We start from the raw sequence: 24762 nt of genomic DNA, 5'->3' as shown, positions 1-24762 counted from the left end.
GGAGTTGTCATGGCAAAATTCAGCTGGGAAGCAAGAAGCAAGGCGGGGTCGTTTCAGAAAGGCGTAATGGAAGCTGCTACTGTCAGTAACGTGGAAGCTCAGCTGAAGCGGTATGGTTTCACGGGGATCTCTGTCAAGGAAGAAGGAAAGGGGCTTCGGAAGGAACTGAAGCTTCCAAGCTTCGGAAGCGGCAAGGTCGAAACCAAGGAACTTGTGGTCTTTACCCGGCAGTTCGCCACAATGATCGACTCGGGGCTGCCGCTCGTCCAGTGTCTCGACATCCTCGCATCCCAGCAGGAGAACAAGACGTTCAAGGACATCCTGGTGAAAGTCAAGGAGAGCGTCGAGAGCGGGTCTACTTTCGCCGAAGCTCTCGCCAAGCATCCCAAGGCATTCGACCAGCTCTACGTGAATCTGGTAGCGGCCGGTGAGGTTGGAGGCATTCTAGATACGATACTGGGGCGGTTAGCCGCCTATATCGAAAAGGCAATGAAGCTAAAGAAGCAGGTGAAGGGGGCGATGGTATATCCTTCCACCATTATGGCGATCGCCGTCATCGTCATCGGCGTCATCCTTGTCTTCGTTATCCCCACCTTCGCCAAAATGTTCGCCGATTTCGGAGGGGATCTGCCTGCTCCAACCAAATTCGTCATCGCTCTCAGCAATTTTTTCAAGAAGTACATCATCGTCATGATCCTGGGACTCTTCATGCTGTCTGCGGCATTCAGGAAATACTACGCAACCAAAAAGGGAAGGAAAGTCATTGACAGCCTGGCTCTCAAGGCGCCGGTTTTCGGTTCTCTCATCCGGAAGGTGTCCGTCGCGAAGTTTACCCGGACCCTTGGCACCATGATCAGCAGCGGTGTGCCGATCATGGATGGCCTGGAGATCGTTGCAAAGACTTCAGGAAACGTTGTGGTGGAGGAAGCGATATACAAGGTCCGCAGCGCGATCTCGGAGGGGAAGACCATAGCGGAGCCGCTTCAGGAATCGGGTGTCTTTCCCCCGATGGTCGTTCAGATGATATCGGTCGGCGAAGCAACTGGCGCCATGGATACCATGCTGAACAAGATCGCAGATTTCTACGACGATGAGGTGGATGACGCTGTGGCTGCGCTCACATCTATGATGGAACCGCTCCTGATGGTCTTCCTCGGAACCACTGTCGGCGGTCTCGTCATCGCCATGTATCTTCCCATTTTCAAATTGGCGGGAGCCGTCGGCGGCTAGAAATGACGGACAAGAACCGCATCTCCTGGTACATAATTGTCCGGCTTGCCGCTATCTCGCTGGTTCTTGCCGTGACCTATGTCCTGAACCGCAAGTATTCAGTCGTTCCCGATGATGAGCCTTATTCCGGTGTCGCCAGGCTCATCGTCGCAACATACCTCTTTTCCTTCCTGTCGCTCATCGCCCTGAAGTTCAATAAATTGCGTTCCGCGATCCCGCACGTACAGGTAGTGTGGGACATCCTTCTAGTAACGCTCCTCATTCTCTTTACCGGCGGAGTGTCTTCCCCGTACTCCTTTCTCTACCTACTCTGCATCGTCAATTCCTGCGTGCTACTCGCCAGGAAAGGTGCCATCTATACCGCTTCGCTCTGTGCGATCCTCTATGGCGCACTGCTCGACCTGCAGTATTACGGCAGGCTCCTTCCCTTCGGATTGAGTGCGAGCCCCGCGCTGGAGATGGGAGAACAGCGGCTTCTCTACACCATTTTTCTCAACATCCTTGCCTTCTATCTCACTGCGTTTCTTACGGGATACCTGGCCGAGCGAAATCGCAGGAGCGAGCGGGCCCTGGTGGAAAAGGGTATCGATTACGAGGAACTGGACAGGCTCAACAGCTCCATCGTCGCCAATCTCAATAGCGGGCTTCTGACCCTAAATCACGAGGGGCGGATCCGTGTGTTCAACCAGTACGCGGAATCCCTGACAGGGATGACGCAGACAGAGGCCTATGGCAGGTACCTTCACGAGATCTTTCCGAGTATCTGTTATCTCGGCGAGACGATGAACGATGTCCAGCGAGGAGAATTCTTCTTCACCTGCTTTGACGGAACCGAAAGGACCATCGGCTTCAAATCGGTCCCGCTGTCGGATGCCGTTGGGGAAAAAACCGGTGTTATCGTTATTTTTCAGGACCTCACGCGCCTCAAGAGGATGGAAGAAGAGCTGAAAAAGGCGGACCGGTTGTCGGCAATCGGGCAGCTGGCGGCACACATCGCACATGAAATCCGAAACCCGCTGGCTTCCATAAGCGGCTCTGTGCAGCTCCTTGCTCAGGAAGTAGCTGCCGACGCCAACAACGGAAAGCTTATCGACATCGTAGTAAGGGAGACGGACAGGCTAAACAAGCTCATTCACGACTTCCTGGCCTATGCACGTCCGGTAAAACCCGACCTGCGCGCCATGCGTCTATCGGAGCTTCTGAGCTCCGTAGAGTTGCTTTTGCGCCAGGACGTACGTTTTGCTCATGTCTCCATACAGGTTTCGTGTGATGATCATGTCATCATCGAGGCTGATTGCGATCAGATGGAGCAGGTGTTCTGGAACCTGATGGTGAATGCCGCGGAGGCGATGGAGTACCAGGGGACGATAAAAATTACGGTTAAGCAGGATGCGGTCGGGTCGGTGACCATATCAGTCTCTGACACCGGCTGCGGGATGGACCGCAGTGAGATGAACAGAGTCTTTGAACCATTTTTTACGAGCAAGAAGAAGGGGACCGGTCTTGGGCTCGCCACGGTCTATCGCATCATCGAGGCCCACGGCGGGACCATTACTGTAGAGAGCAGCAAGGGGAAAGGGTCGGTGTTCACAGTAAACCTTCCTCTTGTTTTAGGTGAGGCACCACTTGAGGAGCATATTGCATGCAGCCACACATTCTGATAGTCGATGACGAATTGAGCATGAGGGAGTTCCTCGGGATTCTTCTTCAACGGGAGGGATACCGGACTTCAGAGGCGGACACTGCTGAAGTGGCGCTCTCGATGCTTGAGAAAAACGATTATGACCTGGTCATCTCCGATGTCTCGATGCCGGGGCTGGGCGGGCTTGTTCTGTTGGAGCGGATAAAGCAGCTTACCCCTGAAACGTCTGTCCTGATGGTTACGGCTTTTTCCACTGCGGAACAGGCGGTCGAAGCGATGAAGCTTGGGGCCTACGACTACATCGCAAAACCCTTCCGAGTTGAGGAAATCAAGGTTCTTATCCGGAACGCGCTGGAAAAGCGGGATCTGCAGCGTGAAAACGTACGGCTGCGCCAGGAGGTCAGGGGGCGGTACGACTTCAGCGGGCTGATCGGGAAGAGTCGGGCCATGCGGGACATCTACTCTCTCATCGAGAAGGTTGCGGCGAGCGTCGCCAGCGTTCTCATTCTCGGGGAAAGCGGAACCGGCAAGGAACTTGCGGCACGAGCAATCCACTACAACAGCCCTCGCAGGGACAGGCCCTTCATTGCTGTCAACTGTGGCGCGATCCCAGAGACTCTTATTGAGAGCGAGCTCTTCGGCCATAAGAAAGGCTCGTTCACCGGAGCAATCTGCGATCGAGCCGGGCTCTTCGAGCAGGCGGACGGCGGTACCCTTTTTCTTGATGAGATCGGAGAGATACCGCTGCAGCTTCAGGCCAAGCTCCTGCGGGTCCTCCAGGAGAGGGAGGTCAGGCGGATAGGCGGAAGCGAAGACAAGCGTGTGGACGTACGCATCGTCGCCGCTTCGAACCGGAACCTGGAAGAGCATGTAAAGGAGGGCTGTTTCCGTGAGGATCTTTTCTATCGGCTGAATGTAGTGGAGCTCAGGATGCCCTCACTTCGGGAGAGGCCGGAGGATATTCCGCTTCTCGTTGAGCATTTCGTTACCAAGTTCACCCAGCAGCCTTGCCGTCACGATGTCGTAGCTCCGGAAGCGGTAAAGCTGCTTTCCACCTACCACTATCCCGGCAACGTCCGCGAACTTGAGAACATTGTCGAGCGCTGTCTCATCATTGGCAACAATGCAATAACGGTGGACTCCCTTCCTTCCCAATTGAAGCGCCCCCAGTCAACCGTTGCGACCGATCAGGAGCTTCCGGAGGGGGGGATGGATCTTGAGGGATATCTCGATGCAGTGGAAAAGCGGTTTCTTCTTCAGGCGCTCCAGAAGACAGGAGGAGTAAAAAAGAAGGCGGCGGAGCTTCTCGGCATGAGTTTCCGCTCCTTCCGCTACCGCCTCGCCAAATTCGGCATGGACGAGGAGCCGGGACTGGGAGATTGACGTGGATGACAAAAAATGTCACAATCGCTGACGGTAAATTGTACAGATGCAGTTATCTAGTTTTGGATTCGGCTTAACCAGTAGTAATTATTGCTCTCTAGTAGCTGTTGCAGGTTGGCACGGGTCTCGCATCCTCCCGTTACAAATTCAGCAATCACAGCCATTGGTGATAGCAACAGAACAGAGAAAGGAGAAACAGATGTTAAACAAATTGAGAAACAGAAAAGGTTTCACCCTCATCGAGCTGCTGATCGTCGTCGCGATCATCGGCATCCTCGCGGCGATTGCAATTCCGCAGTTCTCGTCTTACCGGGCGAAGTCTTTTGACACTGCTGCGCAGAGTGACCTGAGGAACTTCAAGACGCAGATGGAGTCGGCTTACACCGATAATCAGCAGTATCAGGCAATGTAAACAATGAAAGGAGTCATTTAATGAAAAAGCCCATCCTAATACCCACATTCCTTATGGCGTCTGCCTTTGCTGCTTCAGCATTTGCCGTTGATATCACTACTTCCACTACAATTGGCGGAGGGGTCTTCGCTCCCTCTAAAAACGTTACTCTCAAGGTTTCTGCTACGACGACTTCCTATGCAGCTACTTCTCAAAATTCACAGGGAAGCAAGCAATTCGGAACAGTAGGAGGCACCGGTGTTACTGGTGATCCGACTAAGATCCTTTCGAAAGCCGCAGTCGCAGACGGTCCTGACGCACCGAACGATTCGACTGACATTGGAAGCGGCTGGCAATAGCTTCAGTATATCAGATAATATGGAGGGTTGATTACGATCAGCCCTCTCTTTTTATTGCGCATAGAGGAGTGTGAGCGTGTTCTCCGTTTTGTCCGTGACATTCAGGGGGGTCCTCAGGGACAGGGTTTTTCATGGCATACTGATGACCGCCGTTGTTTTTCTCGGGATTCCCTCCGTAAGCTCGCTCTCCATGCGGCAGGTAACGGAACTTTCACTGACGCTTGCTCTCTCTCTGGTTTCCTTCATTCTCCTCCTCCTGTCCATCTTCTTGGGAGGTACTTCTCTTTGGAAGGACATGGAGCGCCGTTATACCTTCAGCGTGCTCGGGCTTCCCATAAGCAGGAGCTCTTACCTTCTTGGGAGATTTTCTGGTGTCGCTTTATTTATCCTGGTTGCTACGATAGTCCTTGGTGCAGCGTGTTGTGTGGTAGTGTGGTATGTATCGTCCGTATATCCTCCAGATCGTCCGATTGTATGGACGAATATCCTGCTATCCCTTCTCTTCGACTCGTTCAAGTACATTTTGCTTGTCTCCTTTGCGTTCCTTTTTTCAACTGTCAGCACATCATTCTTTCTTCCCGTGTTTGGCGCGATATCAATATTCCTCGTTGGTTCTGCTACTCAGGAAGCTTATGATTTTATTCATACCCCAACGGGACAGTCGTTGCCCGCAATAATTAAAGCTCTTGCTACTATCCTGTACTACCTGCTTCCTAATTTTGCCGCTTTTGATCTCAAGGTTAATGCTATTTATGCCGTTAAAGTCTCCCCTTCTGGGCTGCTGCTGACTACCTTGTACTTCTGTGTCTATACCGCAATTATCCTGCTACTCTCTTCTGCCCTGTTTTCACGCCGGGAGCTGGTGTGAGGCGGCTAGTTTTTTTTTCTGTTCTTATTATCCTGTACATTGCACTAATCAATCCTCTTGCAGCTTATATGCAGAGGAAGCCCTTCGCGGAGAAGCTCGGCTACGTCCCACGGCCTGAGGTGCTGAAATTCATTTCTGCTGATCAGAAACAAGCTGTAGCAGCTTCACTGGTCATGAATGTTCTCCTTTACTATGGCGATCTTGTCGAGAAAGAGGCAAACAAGGTGGTGATACCTCCTGATTACTACGGGATGTACAGGACTATCCAGACTGCCGTGACAGTTGATCCTTATAACATGGATGCTTACTATTTCGCGCAAGCGATACTTGTATGGGACCTGAAGCGTATAAAGGAAGCGAACCAGCTCCTGGAGCATGGTATGAAATACCGGAAATGGGATTTTTATCTTCCGTTCTTTGCCGGTTTCAATTACGCCTACTTCCTCAAGGATTACACGACAGCTGCAAGATACTATAAAAGGGCAGGAGAACTTACCGGGAACGAGTTGCATATAAATCTGGCCGGGCGGTACATGTACGAGTCAGGAAAAACTGACCTTGCTATCGCTTATCTTTCCACTATGGAAAAAAGGGCACGGAACGATGCTGTGAAGAAGAGTTTTGCAAGACGCCTCAAAGCGTTTAAAGAGGTAAGACGTATCGAGATTGCCAGAGATCGGTTTCAGGAAAAAAATAGCGTAATGCCGGAGGATGTGCAGTCTCTCGTGAAAGATGGCTACCTTTCGCCACCCCCGGTAGATCCATACGGCGGCAGCTTCTATATCGACGACCGAGGACAGGTGAGGAGCACCAGTAAATTTGCATCCGGTAGCGATAAGAAAGTGCAGAATCAATAGCAGGGTGAGGAATGTATGCTATGAATGCAATTGAACTCACAGGAGTCTCCAAAACATACAGGGGGAAGCAGGGGACCAAAGTGGAAGCGTTGAAAGATCTTTCGCTTCTCGTTAACCCTGGCGAGATCTTCGGTTTTTTGGGACCGAACGGTGCCGGCAAAAGTACTACCATAAAGATAATGATGGGCCTTATTGCCCCGACAGTTGGATCGGCCCGAATATTTGGCCTTGATTCCAGAGATGGCAACTCCCGCACAAGGGTTGGCTACCTTCCTGAAAACCCTTCCTTCTATGATTTTCTGACCGCAGAGGAATATCTTCTTTTTGTCTGCGACACGTTCGGCTTGCCTCGCTTAAGCGCTTATGAAGATATGGAGAAAATTCTGAAGAGGATGGACCTCTGGGAAGCGAGAAAGAGGCAGGTGCGAAGCTATAGCAAAGGGATGGTTCAGCGCCTTGGACTTGCTCAGGTGCTTGTGCATGACCCTGACCTCTACATACTCGACGAGCCGATGAGTGGCCTTGATCCGGTCGGACGCGCGTTGGTGAAGGAGATACTGCTCGAACTGAAGAAGCAGGGAAAATCTGTTTTTTTCAGCACACATATCACCTCTGATGTCGAATCCATTTGCGACAGGGTGGGTATAATAGTCCGAGGAAAACTCGAGCGTGTAGAAGAAGTGGGTTCCATATTGCGGGAAAGGATAGAGGGCTATACCGTCCATCTTCAAGATGTGTCAGGGGTGCGGCAGGTTTATGTACAAAAACAAGATCTGCAAAGATTCCTGACTGAACTGCCAGGAGAGTCCGAAGTGGTTCTTATTGAGCCGGACCGAAAGAGCCTCGAGGACTTTTTCCTCAGGCTGGTGAATGTGAACAGATGAGAGTCAGGTTTCAATTGCTGCTTGTATCTGCGCTTGTACTAGCAGCCTATTATCCCGCTATATTCGCCGAGTTCAATCAGGTTGACGACATCGGTATGATCCGGGCGATTGAGCACCAGGATACTCTATCGCTAAAGTCCCTATTCCTGCCAGGATATGGGAACGGACTTTACTACCGCCCGCTGTTGGGGCTCAGCTTCTACCTGGACAAGTACTTCTGGGGTCTCAATAGCAGCTTCATGCATCTTGAGAATATCTTGCTTCATCTCTTGAACGCACTCCTGGTGTTCTTTTTATCGCGAGAGCTTGTAGCAAGGCAGGAGGTTGGTAACACCTATATTCCTCTTATCTGCGCCTTGGCTTTTGGCCTCCATCCTGTCAATGTCGAATCGGTAAGCTGGGTATCCGGAAGAACAGACCCCCTTGCGTTGGTATTTATACTTACCGCTGCAATACTTCTGATAAGGTTTCGAAAAACGGGATCAGTTCGATATGTGGCAGCATCTGCGCTAGCGCTTTGTTGCGGGTTCATGTCCAAGGAAAGCGCCCTTGGATTCCTTTTGGGGGGGGCACTGTTCATAGTCGCCAAGGTGGAAGAAGGTGGTAACGCACGTGGAAATGCTGTCTCCAAATCACTAATGGTACTGGCAGTTGCAGGGGCCGGTGTCTTTTTTTTCTTTTTCCGGAGTTCAGCTTTTATATCGAACAAGAGCAACATAGGCTTGACGTTGCAGTACTGGGAGATCAGTCCGCTCTATTCATTCATGCTGATCCTGCGAAGCTTCGGGTTTTACTTGAAGAAGATATTCTGGCCGTTTCCTCTCAACTTCGCGATCGTTCAGATCGATCCTTTATATGAACTGATGGCTTTGCCTCTCGTTATGTTGTGCATATGGATACTGTGGCGCAGAAGCCTGCTTTCCGCTGTCTTTGTCGCTGGCGTCGGGCTGATTATTCCATCCTTTGTGATTGCATTTGGTCAGATAGCATGGACCCCGTTTTCTGAACGTTATGTCTACATGGCCTCGGCTTTTATTGTGACCGCGGCTGTGCATGCTATGCATCAGTTATTTGAAAGGTGGGAACAGCAACCACGGATCTCCCCTTTTAACGGGATTCTTCAACTCAGCGTGAAGAACTTGTCTCGACCGGCCCCCTTAGCTCGTTGGAAGTGGGCGTTTGTTCCTCTTTTTTGTGCTGCACTGGTAGGGACAGCCCAGCGAAATCTTGCATGGTGCAGCAATCTTTCCCTTTATGCCGATACAGTCAAAAAGGTTCCAGACTTTAACGAGGTCAGGAACATGTATGGCATTGCTCTCTATAGGAGTGGCGACATTGCAGGGGCAGAAAGAGAGATGGCGATAGCCAGGTCGCTCTACAGCTTCGTGTATGACGAAAAATTCGATCTTAATTATGCATCGGTGCTTCGTGAGCAGAAGAGATACCAGGAATGTCTTGAGGTTCTGCAAAAGGTCGTAAAGAAAACGAAGGGCAAATCCATTCTTGCATATGAAGAGCTGATACATGTACACCAGGGACGGCTTGTGGAATGTCCTCCGTCGCAGCGGCAGGCAGTCGTCGCGAGCATAATGGATGCATCTGACAGACTTTATGCTCTCGAGCCTTCCGCTGAAGTGCATTATATGCTTGGTAAGATTGCATTATCATTACAAGAGAGTGGGCGAGCTTTGAAATATTTCGCAAAAGCTTCAGAAAAATTTGAGCAAGGGAGTCCCTATAAAGCTTTCGCTATCAAACTTATGAAACGAGCAAAGATAAGCAATGTCTGACGTGTGGCTTGCTTATATAAAACTCCTCCGCCCTCATCAGTGGCTGAAGAACCTGATGCTTTATTTCCCTCCGTTTCTGGGAGGGCAGATGACGCTGGGGCTTGCTGTTGAGGGCCTTCTGCCGCTTACGGCCTTCTGTCTGGGTTCGAGCGCCACGTATGTTCTGAATGACATTCTGGATCATGAGCAGGACGCCCATCACCCCCGAAAGCAGGCCCGCCCGATTTCCTCCGGAGCAGTCTCCCGGATCGCCGGTGCTGTACTGTCGCTGGCGCTGGTCTGTGGCTCCCTGCTGGTCGCAGCACTCATTGCTTCGCCGCGTTTTTTCGTCTACCTTGTCCTCTACCTTCTCGTCTCCATTTCTTACTCGGTGAAACTTAAGGAATATTCCCTCGTCGATATTTTCTGTATCGCCACGGGGTTCATCATCCGGCTTGAAGCTGGTGGCGAGATTTTTGCTGTTGCTATCTCGGACTGGCTCTTTCTTACTGTGTTTCTGCTGGCGCTCTTCCTCAGCATCGGGAAGCGGCTTACGGAGAAGCGCAGCCTCGGGGAAGATGCGCGTCTGCATCGAAAAAGTCTCTCTGGCTACCCCGATGGATTCCTTGACGGAGCCATGTATTTGACGGGTGGAGCCGTTCTTGTGACGTACGGAATGTACACCCTTTCCCGAAACTATCTATTTTATACGGTTCCGCTCTGCTGCTTCGGTCTCCTTCGCTACATCATGAGCGTGAAGTCCGGGCAAAGCGGCGACCCGACCGAGTTGTTGCTGAAAGATACGCCGCTTCTGCTGGTCAGCCTTGCCTGGGCATTCATCATCGGCTGGCGACTTTATTTTTAGGATATTATGCGAAAGATAGTTTTGAAAACGCTTTACAAGCTCTTTCCTTTCGACCTGCGGGGGGACTGCGAAGTGCCTCCGGCGCGGGATGGGATAAAGCTATCCTGTATTATAAACTTTTATGGCCGTCTGAATGTTCTTGAGGGGATATTATGGTCCCTGGTCCAGCAGGATATCCCGAGTGATCTGTTCGAGGTCATTCTCGTAGAGGACCGGGGAGGGAGTGAAGAGGGGAGGGCACTGGCGGAAGGTTTTTCAGCTCTGCTGCCGGTTGTTTATGCTCCTCTGGACAAGCACCATGGATTGATGGGGTATTCCAGAAACTACGGCCTCGGGCTGTCGCGAGGGGAATACATTCTTTTCCTCGATGACGACACGGTGATTTTGCAGAACGACTTCCTGTCGGTTCTTCATTCCATGTTCGCTCAGCATCCTGAGGGCGACGCCATCGTACCGTTCGGTCTGGCAAGTTACGGCTGCATTGAAGACAGGTACTCCTTTCACGATCCCTTTTTTATGTCCAGTCGTTGCACTGCCTATCGACGCGAGGTCCTCCGGGAGCTTGGAGGTTTTGTCGCTCCTTTCGTCGGCCAGGAGGATGTTGAGTTCGTAACCCGCTTCGCCATTGCAGGGAAAATAGCAGTGACGACTAAGAGACTCCAGTACTACCATCCGCCGCTACTGGTGCCCAATACCCGCAAGCCACGAGCTGTCGGGTATTCCTTCTACACCCTGAAGGCTCGTTACTCCCACCCGATCTGGTTGCTCCTGTTACTTAATTGTGCACGCCACGCACCTCTGTCAATACTGCCGGTGCGTAAATTTCGGGAACAGGGGGCATTCGGCAGGGGATTCATGTTTGGCCTTATCGATGCTGTTAGAGGCGTACGGGAGCAAGCCTACAAATGATAAATCGTCTCGCCTCATATAAGGATCTTCTGCTGGTTTTTATATGGCGGGAGTTCCTTATCCGCTACAAGCAGACACTCATCGGCCTTCTGTGGGCAGTGATACAGCCATTAAGTCTAATGGCGCTTTTCACGTTCATTTTCGGAGTTATCCTGAATACCACCCACAAAGGGTACCCGTATGTATTGTTTTTTTATGCCGGTGTTCTCCCTTGGACTTTCTTTTCAGGGGCCGCCAATTTTGCAGTTACAAGTCTCTCGGGCAACTTCAATCTGGTTACCAAAATATATTTTCCACGAGAAATAATCACGCTGTCCGGAGTGGCTATCAACTTTATAGATTATCTCGTCGGCCTTCTTATATATTTCCTTCTGCTCCTGATATACGGTACGCCGTTGACATACAATATTCTGTGGATCTTTCCTCTTATGGTCTTACTTGTGATCTATACGACATCGATTTCACTTTTGCTTGCTGCACTGAATGTATGGTATCGGGATGTGAAAATGGCCTCTAACTTTGTACTACAGTTCATATTTTTCGCCACGCCGGTGGTTTACTCGATTGATGCAGTGGATAATCGCTGGAAGTGGGTCCTTTTTCTCAATCCCTTGACGTTCATAGTCGAGAATATGAGACGTGTAAGTATAGAGGGAAGAGGAGTTGTTTTGTGGCAGATGGGACTGATGACGTGCGGAGTATTGGTGCTGTATTTCATTGTGTACCGCATCTTCATCCGTATCGAAAGGGCATTCGCCGATGTTATCTGAACCAGTCATACAATTCAGAAACGTATGGAAAAAATATTCCAAGCGACCTGTGATGAATAATTCGATAAGAGAGGAAATCATCAACCTCTTTACCAGGCGCAGAAATCATAATGCAGAATTAGATGATGGGGAATTCTGGGCATTGAGAGACGTGAGTCTCGATGTGCGTCGCGGACAGTGCCTTGGATTGTATGGACCGAATGGCTCCGGTAAGAGTACTTCACTGAAACTTATCTCAAATGTGACCTATCCTACAAGAGGCAGCATCAACGTCGATGGCAGGGTTGCCCCGTTGATTGAGCTGGGTGCCGGTATGCATCCAGATTTGACTGGTATAGAAAACATCTACATGAATGGTAGCATTCTAGGTCTTTCCGTCCGTGAAACAAAGAGGAAGCTCGGTGAAATAATGGAATTTTCGGAATTACAGGACTTTGTGAATGTGCCGGTAAAAAAATATTCTTCCGGCATGTATCTTCGTCTGGCTTTTTCCATAGCAGTTCACAGCCCGGCAGACATTTTCTTGTTTGATGAGGTTCTGGCAGTAGGGGATGAACGTTTTCAGGCTCGTTGTCTGGAAAGATTGATGAAGATTAGACAGAGCGGCAAAAGCATGATCATTGTGAGCCACAATATCGAGCAGCTTAATTCAATATGTAATACATTGATCCAAGTAGACTCTGGTGTTATGTCATCTTTTGCTATAGAGGGTTGAATATGAAAATTTCTTTTTTATTGCATCATTTTGAATCAGGTGGAACGGAGAATATTTATCTGGACTTAATACGAAATCTGACCAGTAACGGCCATGAATGTTCTTTGATCCTGTTTCAGGCTAAAGGTGTATTGTTAGATTCTCTCCCTGAGGGCGTCAAAGTGTACGGTTTTAATACAAATATAGACGGGATATTGGATTTTGTAAAAATATACGGGCTGTCTGCTAAAATCGCGGCGCTACTTAATCGGATTAAACCTGACATCGTCTATAGCGGGTTGTGGATCAATAATCTTGTTAATGTTCTAGCCTGTAAAGGTAATCAAGTATCTTTTCCTGTTACGTGTATTATATCTGATCACATTAACACCTACGCATCGATGTGTTATGAAATCAAATACAAAACCCTCACATGGTTAAAAAAGCTTATTACCAAACATTACTATAATTTGGCCGATTGTGTGGTGTGCGTGTCAAAAGAAGGGATGTCTGATCTTATCGATATATGCGGAAGCAGAATTTCAAACAGAGTGCGAGTTATATATAATGGAATAGATATTGATAGGGTTCAAATAAAATCCGAGGAACCAATCGAAGATATAGATATTAGTGACAATTATATAATAACTGTAGGTAGAATTTCTTATCAGAAAGGACTTACTTATCTTTTACAATCATTCAAAGCCGTTACAGAACATTTCAATGATTTAAATCTATTGATACTAGGCGATGATGTTTCACCTGAAAAGTGTCATACCTCGGCACTTAAGAAACTATCTTCGAAGCTCGGTCTATCGGATAAAGTCGTTTTTGCTGGATATAGATCGAATCCCTACAAATACATAAAGAAAGCTCGATGTCTTGTCTCTAGCTCACTTTTTGAAGGATTTGGACTTGTATTGGTTGAATCCATGGCAATAGGTACACCTGTTATAGCAACGAGGTGTAAAACAGGTCCTGCAGAGATTCTTGGAAGTGAAACCTCATCAGAGATAGAATGCACTGCTTATGGAGCCATTGTACTGCCGAAAAGGCCTGACCTTCTACAAAAGGCGATAATTGAATTTCTTCGCGATGAACCTGATATGGCCAAGTGTGTTGAAAACTCGCGAGAAAGAGTAAATGAGCTTTTCTCGTTAAATACAATGTACAAGTCTTATGAAGAGCTTTTTCGCGAACATGTTGAGAGTCTCAGCGTTGTGCGCCAGAGCAGCCAAGCGCTACTGCAGGTACCATGAATTTTTCCATTGTAGGCGCGGGCCCCTGTGGGATTGGCGCTGCTCACCGTCTTAATAGCCTTGGTTATCAAACGTGGCAAGTTTATGAGCTTTCCGACCATGTCGGCGGCCTATCCGCATCCTTTGCCGATGACAACGGCTTCACATGGGACATCGGCGGCCATGTCCTATTCTCCCACTACGATTACTTCGACAGAGCTGTTGAAGAGTCGCTGCAAGGGGAGTATTACGAGCACCAGCGGGAGAGCTGGGTCAGAACCTGCGGCACCTGGGTCCCGTACCCTTTTCAGAACAACGTACGGTACCTTCCAGAGCTGGTTCTGCAGGAGTGCGTCGATGGCTTGCGCAACCTCGAAGGCAACCTGGCTGGTGCTGCCAATTTCAGTCAATGGCTGGACGCGGTGTTTGGTGCGGGAATCGTCAAGCATTTCATGGAACCCTATAACCGGAAGGTATGGGGCACACCGCTGGAGCAGATGAGCAAGGAGTGGATCGCTGAACGGGTGAGCGTAGTGGATCTGGCGAGGATCGAGCGGAACATCGCCGAAGGTCGCGACGATCTGAGCTGGGGGCCCAACAATACCTTCAGGTTTCCGAAAAGGGGAGGGACTGGAGCAATATTCAGCGGCATCGCACGCAGGTTCCCGGATCGCATCATGCTCACCCATGAGCTGATTGAGGTCGATCTTGCCGCCCGAGAGCTTGCCTTTGCCAATGGGCGGCGGGAATACTATGACGTCCTCATCACCACCATCCCTCTCGATATTTTCATCGGCCTCTGCAAGAATGTTCCGGCCCGGGTGCATGAGGCGGCTTCCCAGCTCATTCACAACAGCGGCCTAATCGTCGGAATCGGCGTCGAAGGAAAAAGGCGCGACAGTAGATGTTGGATGTACTTCCCCGAGGATAACTGTCCATTTTACCGGGTTACCAACTTCCACAATTACTCGCCGTGGAACTTGCCGGATGGTGACATAAGCCGCTACTTCTCGCTGATGTGCGAAACGACATATTCTTCCCATAAACCGGTGAGGCGCGAAACTATAATCGAAGACACGGTTCAGGGGCTGGTCAACGTAGGCCTGCTCACTACAGAGGAGAGAGAACGGATAATCAGTCGCTACCTTATCGATATTCCATACTCCTATCCTGTCCCATCCCTCGGCAGGGATGCTGCGCTCGCTGTGATCAACCCGTTTCTTGAGTCCCAGGGGGTATACTCGCGTGGGCGTTTTGGAGCATGGAAGTACGAGGTTGGAAATATGGATCACAGCTTCATGCAGGGGGTGGAGGTTGTTGAACGGATATTGACGGGAGCGGAGGAATCAACCTTCTGAGGTAGGTTGAAGTTGCGTCTCATCCCCTGGCAGTGGTATAAACGGACTCAGCACGAACCACAGGAACCCTCCTGTGGTTTTTTATTGAGGAGAGAAGAACATGATCCACCTTTCGAACATTACACGCCAGCACGGTAGCCAGGTGCTGTTCCGTGACGCGAGCTTTCAGATTCTTTCCGGAACGCGCACCGGTCTCGTCGGTCCCAACGGCGCCGGTAAGACGACCATCTTTCGCATCATCACGGGGCAGGAGGAGCCGGATGCCGGCGAGATGACCGTAGCGAAAAAGACGACAATAGGCTACTTCTCCCAGGACGTGGGGGAGATGTCGGGGAAAACGGCACTGGAGCAGGTTATGGCTACGTGTGCCGAAACTGTCAGGCTGGCTTCGGAGCTGAAAGAGATGGAGTCGGCGATGTGCGAACCGCAGTCGGATGAGGAGATGGCCGCCCTGCTGGAACGATATGGCGAGGCGGTAGAGCGGTTCGAGCATGCCGGAGGATACGAGCTTGATACGAGGGCACAGGCTGTTTTGACCGGCCTCGGCATAGGTCCAGATCGTTTTAACCATCCGGTGGAGTCGTTCAGTGGCGGGTGGAAGATGAGGATAGCGCTGGCAGGCATCCTGACCCTGCAGCCCGACGTGCTGCTTCTCGACGAGCCGACCAATCACCTGGACGTCGAGTCGATCATCTGGCTCGAAGAGTGGCTTGCCGAGGAGTTCACGGGAGCACTGCTCATGACGAGCCATGACCGTGACTTTATGAACCGGGTAGTTTCTCGCATCGTTGAAGTGTCCAACATGACGATTACAACCTACAGTGGCAACTACGATTTTTACGAACGCGAGCGGGAAATCCGGCGGGAGCAGCTGCTGGCTTCGCACAAACGGCAGCAGGAGATGCTCGCCAAGGAGGAGGAATTTATTTCCCGATTTGCGGCACGGGCTTCTCATGCGGCCCAGGTACAGTCACGGGTGAAGAAGCTGGAGAAGATCGAGAGGATCGAGATTCCGGCCGAGGAAAGGATGGTGAAATTCGAATTCGCACCTCCCCCCCGAAGCGGCGACGATGTGGTGGCTATGGATGGATTATCGAAATGCTGGTCCAACCCTGATGGCGCTCCTAAGCCGGTTTTCGGCGGGGTGTCTGGTATGGTTCGTCGGGGTGACAAGGTGGCGGTGGTGGGGGTGAACGGAGCCGGAAAATCCACCTTTCTGAAGGTGCTGGCGGGGCAGACAGAGCCAACGACGGGCACTGTTGTTCTGGGTGCCAACGTAGCCGTCGGGTATTTCAGTCAGCACGCCATGGATGTCCTTGACCCAAAGAAGACGGTCTTCGAGACGGTGCAGGAGGCGATACCATTGGCGGGCATAGGCGTCATACGAAACCTCCTTGCGGCTTTCCTGTTTAGCGGCGACGCAGTGGACAAACGGGTCGAGACGCTCTCCGGGGGGGAGAAGAGCAGGGTGGTGCTGGCGACGATCCTTGCAAGGCCGGTGAACCTGCTTGTACTGGACGAACCCACAAACCACCTGGATATCCGCTCCCGTGAGATACTGCTGGATGCGCTGAAGGAATTCACGGGAACCGTTCTCATCGTTTCTCACGATCGACACTTTCTCCGGTCGCTGGTAGACAGGGTGTTCGAAATAGACCACGGCGAGATGCGCTCCTACGAAGGGAACTATGAATACTATCTTTCAAAAATCCAGGCAGATGCCTGAACGATATGAGCTCTGTCAAGTGCCGGAATTTCGTATACAATAATGTTGTGAGTACGTTTAAAAATACGGATTTTTCAAGGAGAATATGTGGGCCGGCGCGCGATCGGTTCCGGAATAGCGGTGATCATCAATGCAGGATCGGGAAGCGTCGGAGCGCCCGACGAAGCCGTACGTGTTCGGGAACGGTTTCATGCGCAGGGCATAGACCCGGAATCTTGCGTCTGCGTTCAGAACAAGGAGATCCGGCAGCATGCCGAAGAGGCGCTTCAGAGAGGCTGTTGGGCCGTTGTAGCCGGCGGTGGTGACGGCACGGTAAGTACAGTCGCTTCGGTTGTTGCGGCGACCGATGCGGCACTCGGCGTTCTTCCCCTTGGTACGTTGAACCACTTTGCAAAGGATGCCGGCATTCCGCTTGACCTTGATGATGCAGTCGCCACTGTCGCGCAAGGGCACACCGCAGTGCTGGACCTGGGAGAAGTCAACGGCCGGACATTCATAAACAATTCGAGCCTGGGCCTTTACCCGTTGATCGTTCAGCATCGAGAGATGCACCAACGGATGGGACGCTCCAAATGGTGGGCCTTTTTCAGAGGTGCGCTGACTGTGCTCGGGTGGTATCCGGTTCTGCATGTGACACTGTCAGCCGGAGAAAAAACCATCATCAGGAAGACGCCATTTCTCTTCGTTGGCAACAATGAGTACAAGATCGACGGGTTGAAACTCGGAACCCGTTCCAGTATGGATGCAGGGGCATTGTCGGTGTATATGGCGCACCAGGTAGGCAGATCGGGGCTTCTCGCTCTTGTGCTGCGTGCGATGTTCGGCCGAATCAGGGATGCGGAGCAACTGGACATATTCAGTACCGAAGAGCTGCAGGTAGATATCCGCACCCATCGCACCAGGGTTGCTCTTGACGGAGAAGTAGTAGTTATGGCGCCTCCACTTCGGTTCCGTTGCCGGAAAGGCGGCCTGAGGGTGCTAGTGCCGAAGAGGGAAGGCGATTCAAGCTGATTTCTTTTCTCGTGAGCTCAAGATGCGCACCATCGTCCATATATCCGATATCCACTTCGGCCGAATTGCATACCCCACTGTACAACCGCTGATAGATGCGGTTCGCGGTGTACATCCCGACGTGGTGGTTGTTTCGGGGGACCTTACACAAAGGGCAAGCGAGAGGCAGTTTGCAGAAGCTCGTGACTTCCTTGCTCAGCTGCCCTCTCCTCAGATAATTGTTCCCGGGAACCACGACGTCCCTCTTTTTAACGTGGTGGGTCGCTTCTTCCGTCCGCTGGCTAACTTCCGCAGGTACATAAGCAGCGAAGCCGAACCTTTCTATTCCGATAATGAGATAGCGGTGCTGGGGCTAAATACTGCCCGTTCATTGACCTTCAAGAACGGCCGGATAAATCATGAACAGATCAGCCGGGTCCGCCAGCGGTTCTGCTCGATTGACAGTAAGGTCATCAAGGTCCTGGTGACGCACCACCCACTTGACCTGCCCCGGCAGTGGCGCAAGGCGACGGTGGTTGGCCGCGCAGATATGGCTATGAAGGTCATGGCGTCATGCGGAGCCGATCTGCTGCTGGCCGGACATTACCATGTAAGCCACACCGGCGGGACAGCATCACGCTACCCGATTCAGGGGTACTCAGCACTGGTGGTCCATGCAGGAACAGCTACCTCTACCCGGGGAAGAGGTGAATTGAATACGTTTAACGTGCTTCGGATAGAAAGGCCGTTTGTAACCATCGAACGGTATTATTGGCGGGTGGAGCAGGGGATTTTTCAGGTATTCAGGGAAGAACGGTACCAGCAAGCCGGAGAGGGATGGCTGCTATCTTGATTTTTCCTGCTGTTCATTCCATGCTCTTTCCACGAACCATCCATACTCGGCTCCTTACATTCGGCACCAGGCTGCTGTTCACCAGGACCACCTCTCCGTTTGGGTTCACAGCCAGCTTTTTCATAAGCAAGCCCTGGTGGCTGCCATTGTACCCATCGCGGTCTGCGCTTCCAGCGATGAGCTTCGGGATGGTGAATCTTCTCCCTCCGTCTTTCGAGCAGACTATTGCCAGCCCTCTTGGACGCTCATTGCGGCCTTGAAACGATTCCCAAACCACATAGATTTTCCCCTCAGCGTCAATTTCGATGTCCGGAAAGCCTGCTCTGCTGCCTGCTTTGGGCACGGGACCAGAAATGTCCCGCGGCGGGAGGAATGTACGACCTCCATCTGTTGTGGAAGTATATATGATTTTGACTGGCTCTATACTATCCCTCAGGCTCTCTGCATACACCAGGTGCAGCACCCCCTTCCGGTCGACTTCAAGTTTTGGTGCATCGGAATAACCCGGTGTGCGTGCCACTACATTTGTTTCATGGAAGGGCTCTCCTCCATTCGGCGAAGCGGCGAGATGGATATCAGCGGAATTCTGCTCCCCCACAGTCCACGCAAGGTACAATGTGCGGCCTGGCCCTAGCGACAGCGAAGGTGCCCGGGCAGGGCTGGCACGCGTGCCGCTTATCCTGCGCGGTGAGGAGAAGGTTTTTCCGCCGTTGCTGGAGCGGCTGAACCAGAGCGCTCCGTCATATTCGGTCCACGCTGCATAGACAGTACCTCGCGTATCCACGACCATGTCAAGGCTGCCGTTATCCCAAAGTTTTCGGTTGATGCGTCCCTTTCCGTCACCACCGGTGGATTTGGACAGGTTAACCGGCTCTGAGAAGCTCTCCCCCCCGTCTACTGAATATGCGAAGAGGATCTCCCCCCCATGCGTTCCACCTGAAAATATGATCTCCTGCCAGATGATGTAGATCTTACGCGACTCCTTTGGCTCCACGACCAGGCGCGGCAACCATGAAAAAGTCTCCGGAGTGCGGGAGATGTTCACCCGGTCGCCGATTCGCTTCTTGCCATCGATAGAGAAGCGTTGGAAAAAGATATCCTTGTCAGCCTGATCTACCCAAGCGACGGAGACGTTGCCACGATAATCCATATCGACCGTCGGATCATCGACGTAGTCATACGAAGATTCGTTTTGCTGCCATGGTCCACGTTCTCCATGTCCTGCCGCGATCTCGATAGTCTTTTCCCACATGACAGATCGGCATGGATCTGCAGCGGAAACGGTCGCAGTAAGCAAGGATACACCTAGGCACACATTCAGGAAGCCAGCCCAACTCCTGAACCAGCTTAGCGGGAAATGACGTTGACTCATTCCGACTCCTATGCCTGAGAATCTAGCTAAAGTGTACTATGCCAGTAAATCTAATCCAGAAGACAAAGCTTTAAACCTGTAGGAAGGGGTGATTCGCCGGCTTATGAGGGACTGTGGAAGGGTGGGGAGGGTACTCTGGAGCTAATAGTACACGCACCTCGTCCGATGACGGGGTCTGCTTTTGTAGTTCGGGGACTGCCCACGGTGCCAGAGGAGGTTGTCGATCCCCATAGCTGTCACCATAGCCCCGTTTCGGTGCAATTCAGCAACCAGGAGTTCGACCGCATGTACAGCGCAGGCCCGGATCTCTACTTCTTCCGGTGAGCCATTCTCGATAGGTTCTTCACGGACTATGCGGTCGGCGAGTCGGGGCGTGTAGACGAGTACCCCATCCATCTGCAGAACGTGAGGGACGAGGTTGTCTGCAAATATCGTTAGTCGTTCAAGATCATCGAACCGCCCCCACTTTTTCCCGGAGAAAGCTATGAACAGGTCAGCGGAGACTATCTGCGCCCGTTTGTAGAAAGGAACCGAAAGCTCTCCATAGCAGGCGGAGTCATTGAAATACGGCATCTGGGTCAGGATGCCGACTAGCCGGTCGCAGGAAAAGCCCGCAGCTTCCACCAAAGAAGTGAAACTACCGCCGAACCGTTCAATGACATATCTTCCCAAGTCGTTCAAAGCTTTAGCATAGAGAGTCATCAGATCCCGCACCGGTTCGTCCGAAGCGTTCTGTTCTAGTAGCTCCTCGCACTGCTTTGGCGTGATCCTCTCCAATCGTTCTGGAGGGATGTGCCCGGCCTTACGGAAATAAGAATTCAGGGCGGTAGCAATGGTGAAGTACCCCGATAGGTCTGTGTTTTTCCTCAGGTACGGGAAATACCCGGAACCGAAGTTGATGCTGTCGAGAGTGAGGAAGAAGGCAACAGTATCATATTCATGGCCCAGATAGTGATGGTCGGGATGATGCTCCGGCATTGCTATGCGTGAAAGAGGTAGCGAAGCGGCATATTCCGGAATGGCATCATGCTTTATAACAACGTGCTTTGCCTGCTCCGCTACCGCCTTGCACCGCGTTCTGACCTTTTCCAGAAATCCATGATCCATCATATTCCCTCCATGGCTACCACAACCTCCTGGTAGAGGTCTGCCAGCAGCTTGTTTTTCCTGGAAGTAACAGGGGTGGTGACGCACGTGCCACGCCACTAACAAAATCTCCCGTCGTGCCACTGCTTCGGTAACTGCCGAAGCAGCAACCATCAAATTCGTGACTACACCTGATCCTTTTCAACAGCGTATCGTATCCGTTATGGATCTCAATGTGTACGCCTATAAGAGAAGATGGGCTCATTCATGAACAATGTGTCCTGTTCACATAGGAACACGCAATTATTATTGAAGATTTCCCTGATACCTCCGATGATCATTGTGGGGCTATCCCGAACATCGAATCTAGGCGGTTTTTTATGGGATCAATTCAACATTGCTGTTCCATTTGGACGCAGGATGTAGCGATCGATGTGGGAACAGCTACAACGCGGGTAGCAACATCGAGCGGTCCTGTGATCTCTACCCCCTCATTGGCAGGGGATCATCATGCAGTAACTGCAGGCGCAGTCGTCGATGGCGAAGCTGCGGTGGCTGTATTGGAGCCATTACTGAGGCAGACGCGCCGTTTCGGCTTGGTGCGTCCTCGCGTAGTTGCATGTGCGCCAGGCGATGTGTCACGAGCTGAGCGAGATCTGCTCGTGGATTCGGTACTGCGTGCAGGGGCCTCTTCCGTCGTCATAGTTCCAGAGCCGCTTGCGGCCGCCATCGGCGCCGGGGTCGACGTGGCATCTCCCTTTGCCCATACGGTGATCGACATTGGGGAAGGGGTCACCGACTGCGCGATCATAAGTTCGGGGAGGATAGTGACTACAGTCACGATAAGGGGTGGCATTGCCAGGATGCGAGGCGCCGTAATTGAGAAAGCTTGGAGTCTTCTGGGTAAGGTCATAACGGAAAATGAAGCGGAGGAATTCATCAGAAGGATCGGAGTAGCACGGCGTGACAAGCTCGCGGCTGGTGAGGAAATGATCAGTGCCGTCGAACCCGTAATGAAGGAAATGCTTGGATCAATCAGCTCGTTCCTCCAGGATGCGCCTCACCGTCTCGGCAGCGAACTGATCGATAGCGGGATTCGTCTCACCGGAGGCGGTGCGCTTATACCCGGGATGCGGCAGCGTGTAGAGGAGCAGACCGGGATAACGGTAACCTTTGCTCCCCATCCTCTTGAGGCCGTGGTTGAAGGGGTAAGGGCCATTCTTCCCGTGGTTGCGGCGACAGATATGTGGAGGGGGAGTTGTGATGTCAGCCGGGGTGATCGGTAAGGTGAAATTGATTTCAACAAAAAAGTGGTATACAGGACAGGGAGGAACGAGCTATCCCTTATTTCCTTACCATCTCCAGCTTACCCGTAATGTTGTTCTTGATCCATGATGGGTCCCACCACTCTACAGGACTGACCGGTATTCCCGAAACAACAATTCCAAAATGAAGATGGTCTCCGGCAGCCATACCGGTTGCTCCGGTATTTCCGATCACCTGCCCCTTTTCAACTTTGTCGCCTGTTTTGACGGCGGTTCTGCTCAAGTGGCCGTAGAGGCTTTGGAGTCCGAGTCCGTGGTCTATTATGACGCACTGCCCATAGAGACCAAGGTCACCCGAGAAAACGACATTACCGCTGTTGGCGGCCGGCACCGGAGACTGGGCCAGTGAGGCGAGATCTATTCCGAGATGGGTCTGCTGGTCTATCCGTTTTCCCTTGTAGATGTAGGTGCGAGTTTGAGCGAAGGCACCCCGCGGAGCAGAATTGGGTAGACGTAAAAACTGACCTTGCCAGAGGGGGAGGGGGGAAGTCTGGCGGGCATACTGGAAAAGGGCCTGTGCGTCCTGCTCTCGGAGTTCCCTGTTTACCTTAAGAAACATCTCCAGTGGGTCAGTTATTTGTGGGAATTTATTTTTGAACTCGGCAGCTGTCTTTTCAAGAAACGGATCCGAAAGGGTAATACGATCGGTGGGAAAACTCTTTCTGAGCAGGTGGTAGTTGATTCCTGTTTGACGCTCGTTGCCAGCCCGATCAACTGCTACAACTCTGGGGATGAACTGCTCAGGAGCAACATTGTAGGGGAACGGGAAGAGGCACGCATAAAAGTTCCCGCCTTGCCGGTATCCCGGTATGAACCTGTTATGGAATATGATCCCGGTCTTTTCCACCTCCTTGGATACGGAATAGACGACAATCCCCGCACCACCGTGGGAAATGTTATGGGCAGGGCTAAGTACGGAAATTGCGGGAGGGGTGTTGTCGTATTGAAACGATCGGGCAACGGATGAAGTTCTGCCGGCCCCGAAATGAAGAGGGGCGTTGCTGGCTTTTACCTCAAGCTTGAACTCCCCCTCTTTCAGCCCGGCCTGAGCCAGAGTAAAAGCTTCCTTGGCTTTTTGAAGGCTGCCGGGATACTCTTTCGAGAACACCGTGAAGGACTTGTCCCCTTGGCTGGCTACAACTGAGATGTGTCTCAGAACGCTCCCGGAGGCGTCGACGCTCACCGCTACTTCCCGTTGAGCGGAAACCGGTCCGCCATCGGGACTGATCGACACTGTGGGAGCAGGAGTGCCAAAAAAGTAATAAAGACCGAGGGCAGATGCGAGAACGAGCAAAATGAAGAAAAACAGGAGCGCTGACCGTTTCATTCTTACCCTTTCCAAGCTAGTCATTTACATGCAGTATACCAGAGCAGGAAGTTATGTCAGAGTATACGTACAGCGGGAAGCTGCGGTACAGAGCGAGTGAAGCTCTTGATGCCCAAAAGCTCCACAAGCTGTAGCTATTACCAGTTTTCCCCCAGGAGTTCGAAGTGTGCCTTGGGATGCGCGCAAGCGGGGCAAGTTTCCGGTGCGCCGTTGCTCTCATGTAGGTACCCGCAGTTACGGCATCGCCATGTGACCGACTCTGCTCTTTCAAAGACTTGCCCTTTTTCTATGTTGGCAAGCAGGTCACGGTACCGTTTTTCGTGCTGCTTTTCGGCGACGGAAATTGCGGTCCATACTGCGGCGATTTCCGTAAAACCTTCTTCTATGGCTACCTTTGCAAAAGCCGGGTAGAGCTGGGTATGCTCCTCGTTTTCTCCCACGGCAGCTGCCAGGAGATTTTCCGCGGTTGTGCCGATACGCCCAGCAGGAAAAGTGGCTGTGATCTCTGCAAGTCCACCCTGGAGGAACTTGAAGAAGCGTTTCGCATGTTCTTTTTCCTGATTTGCAGTCTCCTCGAAAATGTCGGCTATCTGTACATAACCTTCCTTTCGAGCGGTTCCGGCAAAATAGGTGTAGCGGTTTCTAGCCTGGCTCTCACCTGCGAAGGATTTCAAAAGGTTTTCTTCTGTTTTAGTTCCTTTAAGGTTCCCCATCGGTCGATCTCCTCTTGGAAAGGTATGAGTCTCCGCTATCGGCGGAGCATTATGCTCCGGTATGTATCACAACAAACAAGATTTTTCCAGAACAGGAATCGCTGCTCTTTCGGCGGGGTCGGGTCTTTACTAATATTTTGATGTTTGATATAG

23 protein-coding genes are annotated in these 24762 nt (G+C 51.6%); 19 read left to right on the top strand and 4 right to left on the bottom strand.

Annotated elements, in window-relative coordinates; all coding sequences use genetic code 11:
• Window positions 1–9 precede the first annotated feature (9 nt).
• The 18 genes from CFB04_RS06190 (at window position 10) to CFB04_RS06105 (ending at window position 18786) form a co-directional block, all read left to right on the top strand.
• On the top strand, window positions 10–1230 hold the full coding sequence (locus CFB04_RS06190; protein WP_088534465.1) for a type II secretion system F family protein: 1221 nt from the start codon (window positions 10–12) through the stop codon (window positions 1228–1230).
• Between the two features lie 2 nt (window positions 1231–1232).
• On the top strand, window positions 1233–2891 hold the full coding sequence (locus CFB04_RS06185) for a nitrogen regulation protein NR(II) (RefSeq protein ID WP_088534464.1): 1659 nt from the start codon (window positions 1233–1235) through the stop codon (window positions 2889–2891).
• A complete protein-coding gene (locus CFB04_RS06180; RefSeq protein WP_088534463.1) occupies window positions 2873–4255 on the top strand; it encodes a sigma-54 dependent transcriptional regulator in 1383 nt (460 codons plus the stop codon). Before CFB04_RS06185 ends, CFB04_RS06180 begins: the two co-directional genes overlap by 19 nt.
• Before the next feature lie 199 nt (window positions 4256–4454).
• Window positions 4455–4667, top strand: coding sequence for a type IV pilin protein (locus CFB04_RS18420; protein WP_088534462.1), 213 nt, complete (start codon window positions 4455–4457; stop codon window positions 4665–4667).
• Window positions 4668–4687: 20 nt separating this feature from the next.
• The gene (locus CFB04_RS06170; RefSeq protein WP_088534461.1) at window positions 4688–5005 is read left to right on the top strand and encodes a hypothetical protein; all 318 of its coding nucleotides are present in this window, start codon (window positions 4688–4690) and stop codon (window positions 5003–5005) included.
• Between the two features lie 76 nt (window positions 5006–5081).
• The gene (locus CFB04_RS06165) at window positions 5082–5873 is read left to right on the top strand and encodes a hypothetical protein (protein WP_088534460.1); all 792 of its coding nucleotides are present in this window, start codon (window positions 5082–5084) and stop codon (window positions 5871–5873) included.
• Complete coding sequence (locus CFB04_RS06160; RefSeq protein ID WP_088534459.1) at window positions 5870–6730, top strand: M48 family metallopeptidase; 861 nt, start codon at window positions 5870–5872, stop codon at window positions 6728–6730. Before CFB04_RS06165 ends, CFB04_RS06160 begins: the two co-directional genes overlap by 4 nt.
• Window positions 6731–6810: 80 nt before the next feature.
• Window positions 6811–7614 carry an ABC transporter ATP-binding protein gene (locus CFB04_RS06155; RefSeq protein ID WP_369833241.1) on the top strand — a complete coding sequence of 268 codons (804 nt, stop codon included), beginning with the start codon at window positions 6811–6813 and terminating at the stop codon, window positions 7612–7614.
• Window positions 7611–9404, top strand: coding sequence for a M48 family metallopeptidase (locus tag CFB04_RS06150; protein ID WP_088534457.1), 1794 nt, complete (start codon window positions 7611–7613; stop codon window positions 9402–9404). Before CFB04_RS06155 ends, CFB04_RS06150 begins: the two co-directional genes overlap by 4 nt.
• The gene (locus CFB04_RS06145) at window positions 9397–10248 is read left to right on the top strand and encodes a decaprenyl-phosphate phosphoribosyltransferase (protein ID WP_088534456.1); all 852 of its coding nucleotides are present in this window, start codon (window positions 9397–9399) and stop codon (window positions 10246–10248) included. Before CFB04_RS06150 ends, CFB04_RS06145 begins: the two co-directional genes overlap by 8 nt.
• 6 nt (window positions 10249–10254) lie before the next feature.
• Window positions 10255–11157 carry a glycosyltransferase family A protein gene (locus CFB04_RS06140; RefSeq protein ID WP_088534455.1) on the top strand — a complete coding sequence of 301 codons (903 nt, stop codon included), beginning with the start codon at window positions 10255–10257 and terminating at the stop codon, window positions 11155–11157.
• The gene (locus CFB04_RS06135) at window positions 11154–11927 is read left to right on the top strand and encodes an ABC transporter permease (protein WP_088534454.1); all 774 of its coding nucleotides are present in this window, start codon (window positions 11154–11156) and stop codon (window positions 11925–11927) included. The genes CFB04_RS06140 and CFB04_RS06135 overlap by 4 nt, the downstream gene beginning before the upstream one ends.
• 52 nt (window positions 11928–11979) lie before the next feature.
• On the top strand, window positions 11980–12642 hold the full coding sequence (locus CFB04_RS06130; RefSeq protein WP_157698735.1) for an ABC transporter ATP-binding protein: 663 nt from the start codon (window positions 11980–11982) through the stop codon (window positions 12640–12642).
• Between the two features lie 2 nt (window positions 12643–12644).
• The gene (locus CFB04_RS06125; protein ID WP_088534452.1) at window positions 12645–13880 is read left to right on the top strand and encodes a glycosyltransferase; all 1236 of its coding nucleotides are present in this window, start codon (window positions 12645–12647) and stop codon (window positions 13878–13880) included.
• A complete protein-coding gene (locus CFB04_RS06120; RefSeq protein ID WP_088534451.1) occupies window positions 13877–15217 on the top strand; it encodes an NAD(P)/FAD-dependent oxidoreductase in 1341 nt (446 codons plus the stop codon). The genes CFB04_RS06125 and CFB04_RS06120 overlap by 4 nt, the downstream gene beginning before the upstream one ends.
• Before the next feature lie 100 nt (window positions 15218–15317).
• Window positions 15318–16943, top strand: a complete 1626-nt coding sequence (locus CFB04_RS06115) for an ABC-F family ATP-binding cassette domain-containing protein (protein ID WP_088534450.1) — start codon at window positions 15318–15320, stop codon at window positions 16941–16943.
• Between the two features lie 87 nt (window positions 16944–17030).
• Complete coding sequence (locus CFB04_RS06110; protein ID WP_197692585.1) at window positions 17031–17954, top strand: diacylglycerol kinase family protein; 924 nt, start codon at window positions 17031–17033, stop codon at window positions 17952–17954.
• Between the two features lie 22 nt (window positions 17955–17976).
• The gene (locus tag CFB04_RS06105; RefSeq protein ID WP_088534449.1) at window positions 17977–18786 is read left to right on the top strand and encodes a metallophosphoesterase; all 810 of its coding nucleotides are present in this window, start codon (window positions 17977–17979) and stop codon (window positions 18784–18786) included.
• A 13-nt stretch (window positions 18787–18799) separates the two neighbouring features.
• Here the strand turns inward: CFB04_RS06105 and CFB04_RS06100 are convergent, their stop codons facing one another.
• The gene (locus CFB04_RS06100) at window positions 18800–20083 is read right to left on the bottom strand and encodes a sialidase family protein (RefSeq protein WP_088534448.1); all 1284 of its coding nucleotides are present in this window, start codon (window positions 20081–20083) and stop codon (window positions 18800–18802) included.
• Between the two features lie 216 nt (window positions 20084–20299).
• Entirely contained in the window at window positions 20300–21268 is a 969-nt protein-coding gene (locus CFB04_RS06095) for a queuosine salvage family protein (protein ID WP_197692583.1), read from the bottom strand.
• A 410-nt stretch (window positions 21269–21678) separates the two neighbouring features.
• On the opposite strand from CFB04_RS06095, the gene CFB04_RS06090 reads away from it, so the two are divergent.
• Window positions 21679–22530 (top strand): rod shape-determining protein, encoded by an 852-nt coding sequence (locus tag CFB04_RS06090; protein ID WP_231934395.1) that lies wholly within the window; start codon window positions 21679–21681, stop codon window positions 22528–22530.
• A 58-nt stretch (window positions 22531–22588) separates the two neighbouring features.
• On the opposite strand, the gene CFB04_RS06085 is transcribed toward CFB04_RS06090, so the two are convergent.
• Both CFB04_RS06085 and rbr read right to left on the bottom strand, forming a co-directional pair.
• The gene (locus CFB04_RS06085) at window positions 22589–23896 is read right to left on the bottom strand and encodes a M23 family metallopeptidase (protein ID WP_088534446.1); all 1308 of its coding nucleotides are present in this window, start codon (window positions 23894–23896) and stop codon (window positions 22589–22591) included.
• A 137-nt stretch (window positions 23897–24033) separates the two neighbouring features.
• Complete coding sequence (gene rbr / locus CFB04_RS06080; protein WP_088534445.1) at window positions 24034–24609, bottom strand: rubrerythrin; 576 nt, start codon at window positions 24607–24609, stop codon at window positions 24034–24036.
• Between the last annotated feature and the right edge of the window lie 153 nt (window positions 24610–24762).

The organism is Geobacter sp. DSM 9736, assembly GCF_900187405.1.
Classification (GTDB): domain Bacteria; phylum Desulfobacterota; class Desulfuromonadia; order Geobacterales; family Geobacteraceae; genus DSM-9736.
The sequence above is the reverse complement of the archived record's forward strand: the minus strand, read 5'-3'. Positions and strand labels throughout refer to the sequence as shown.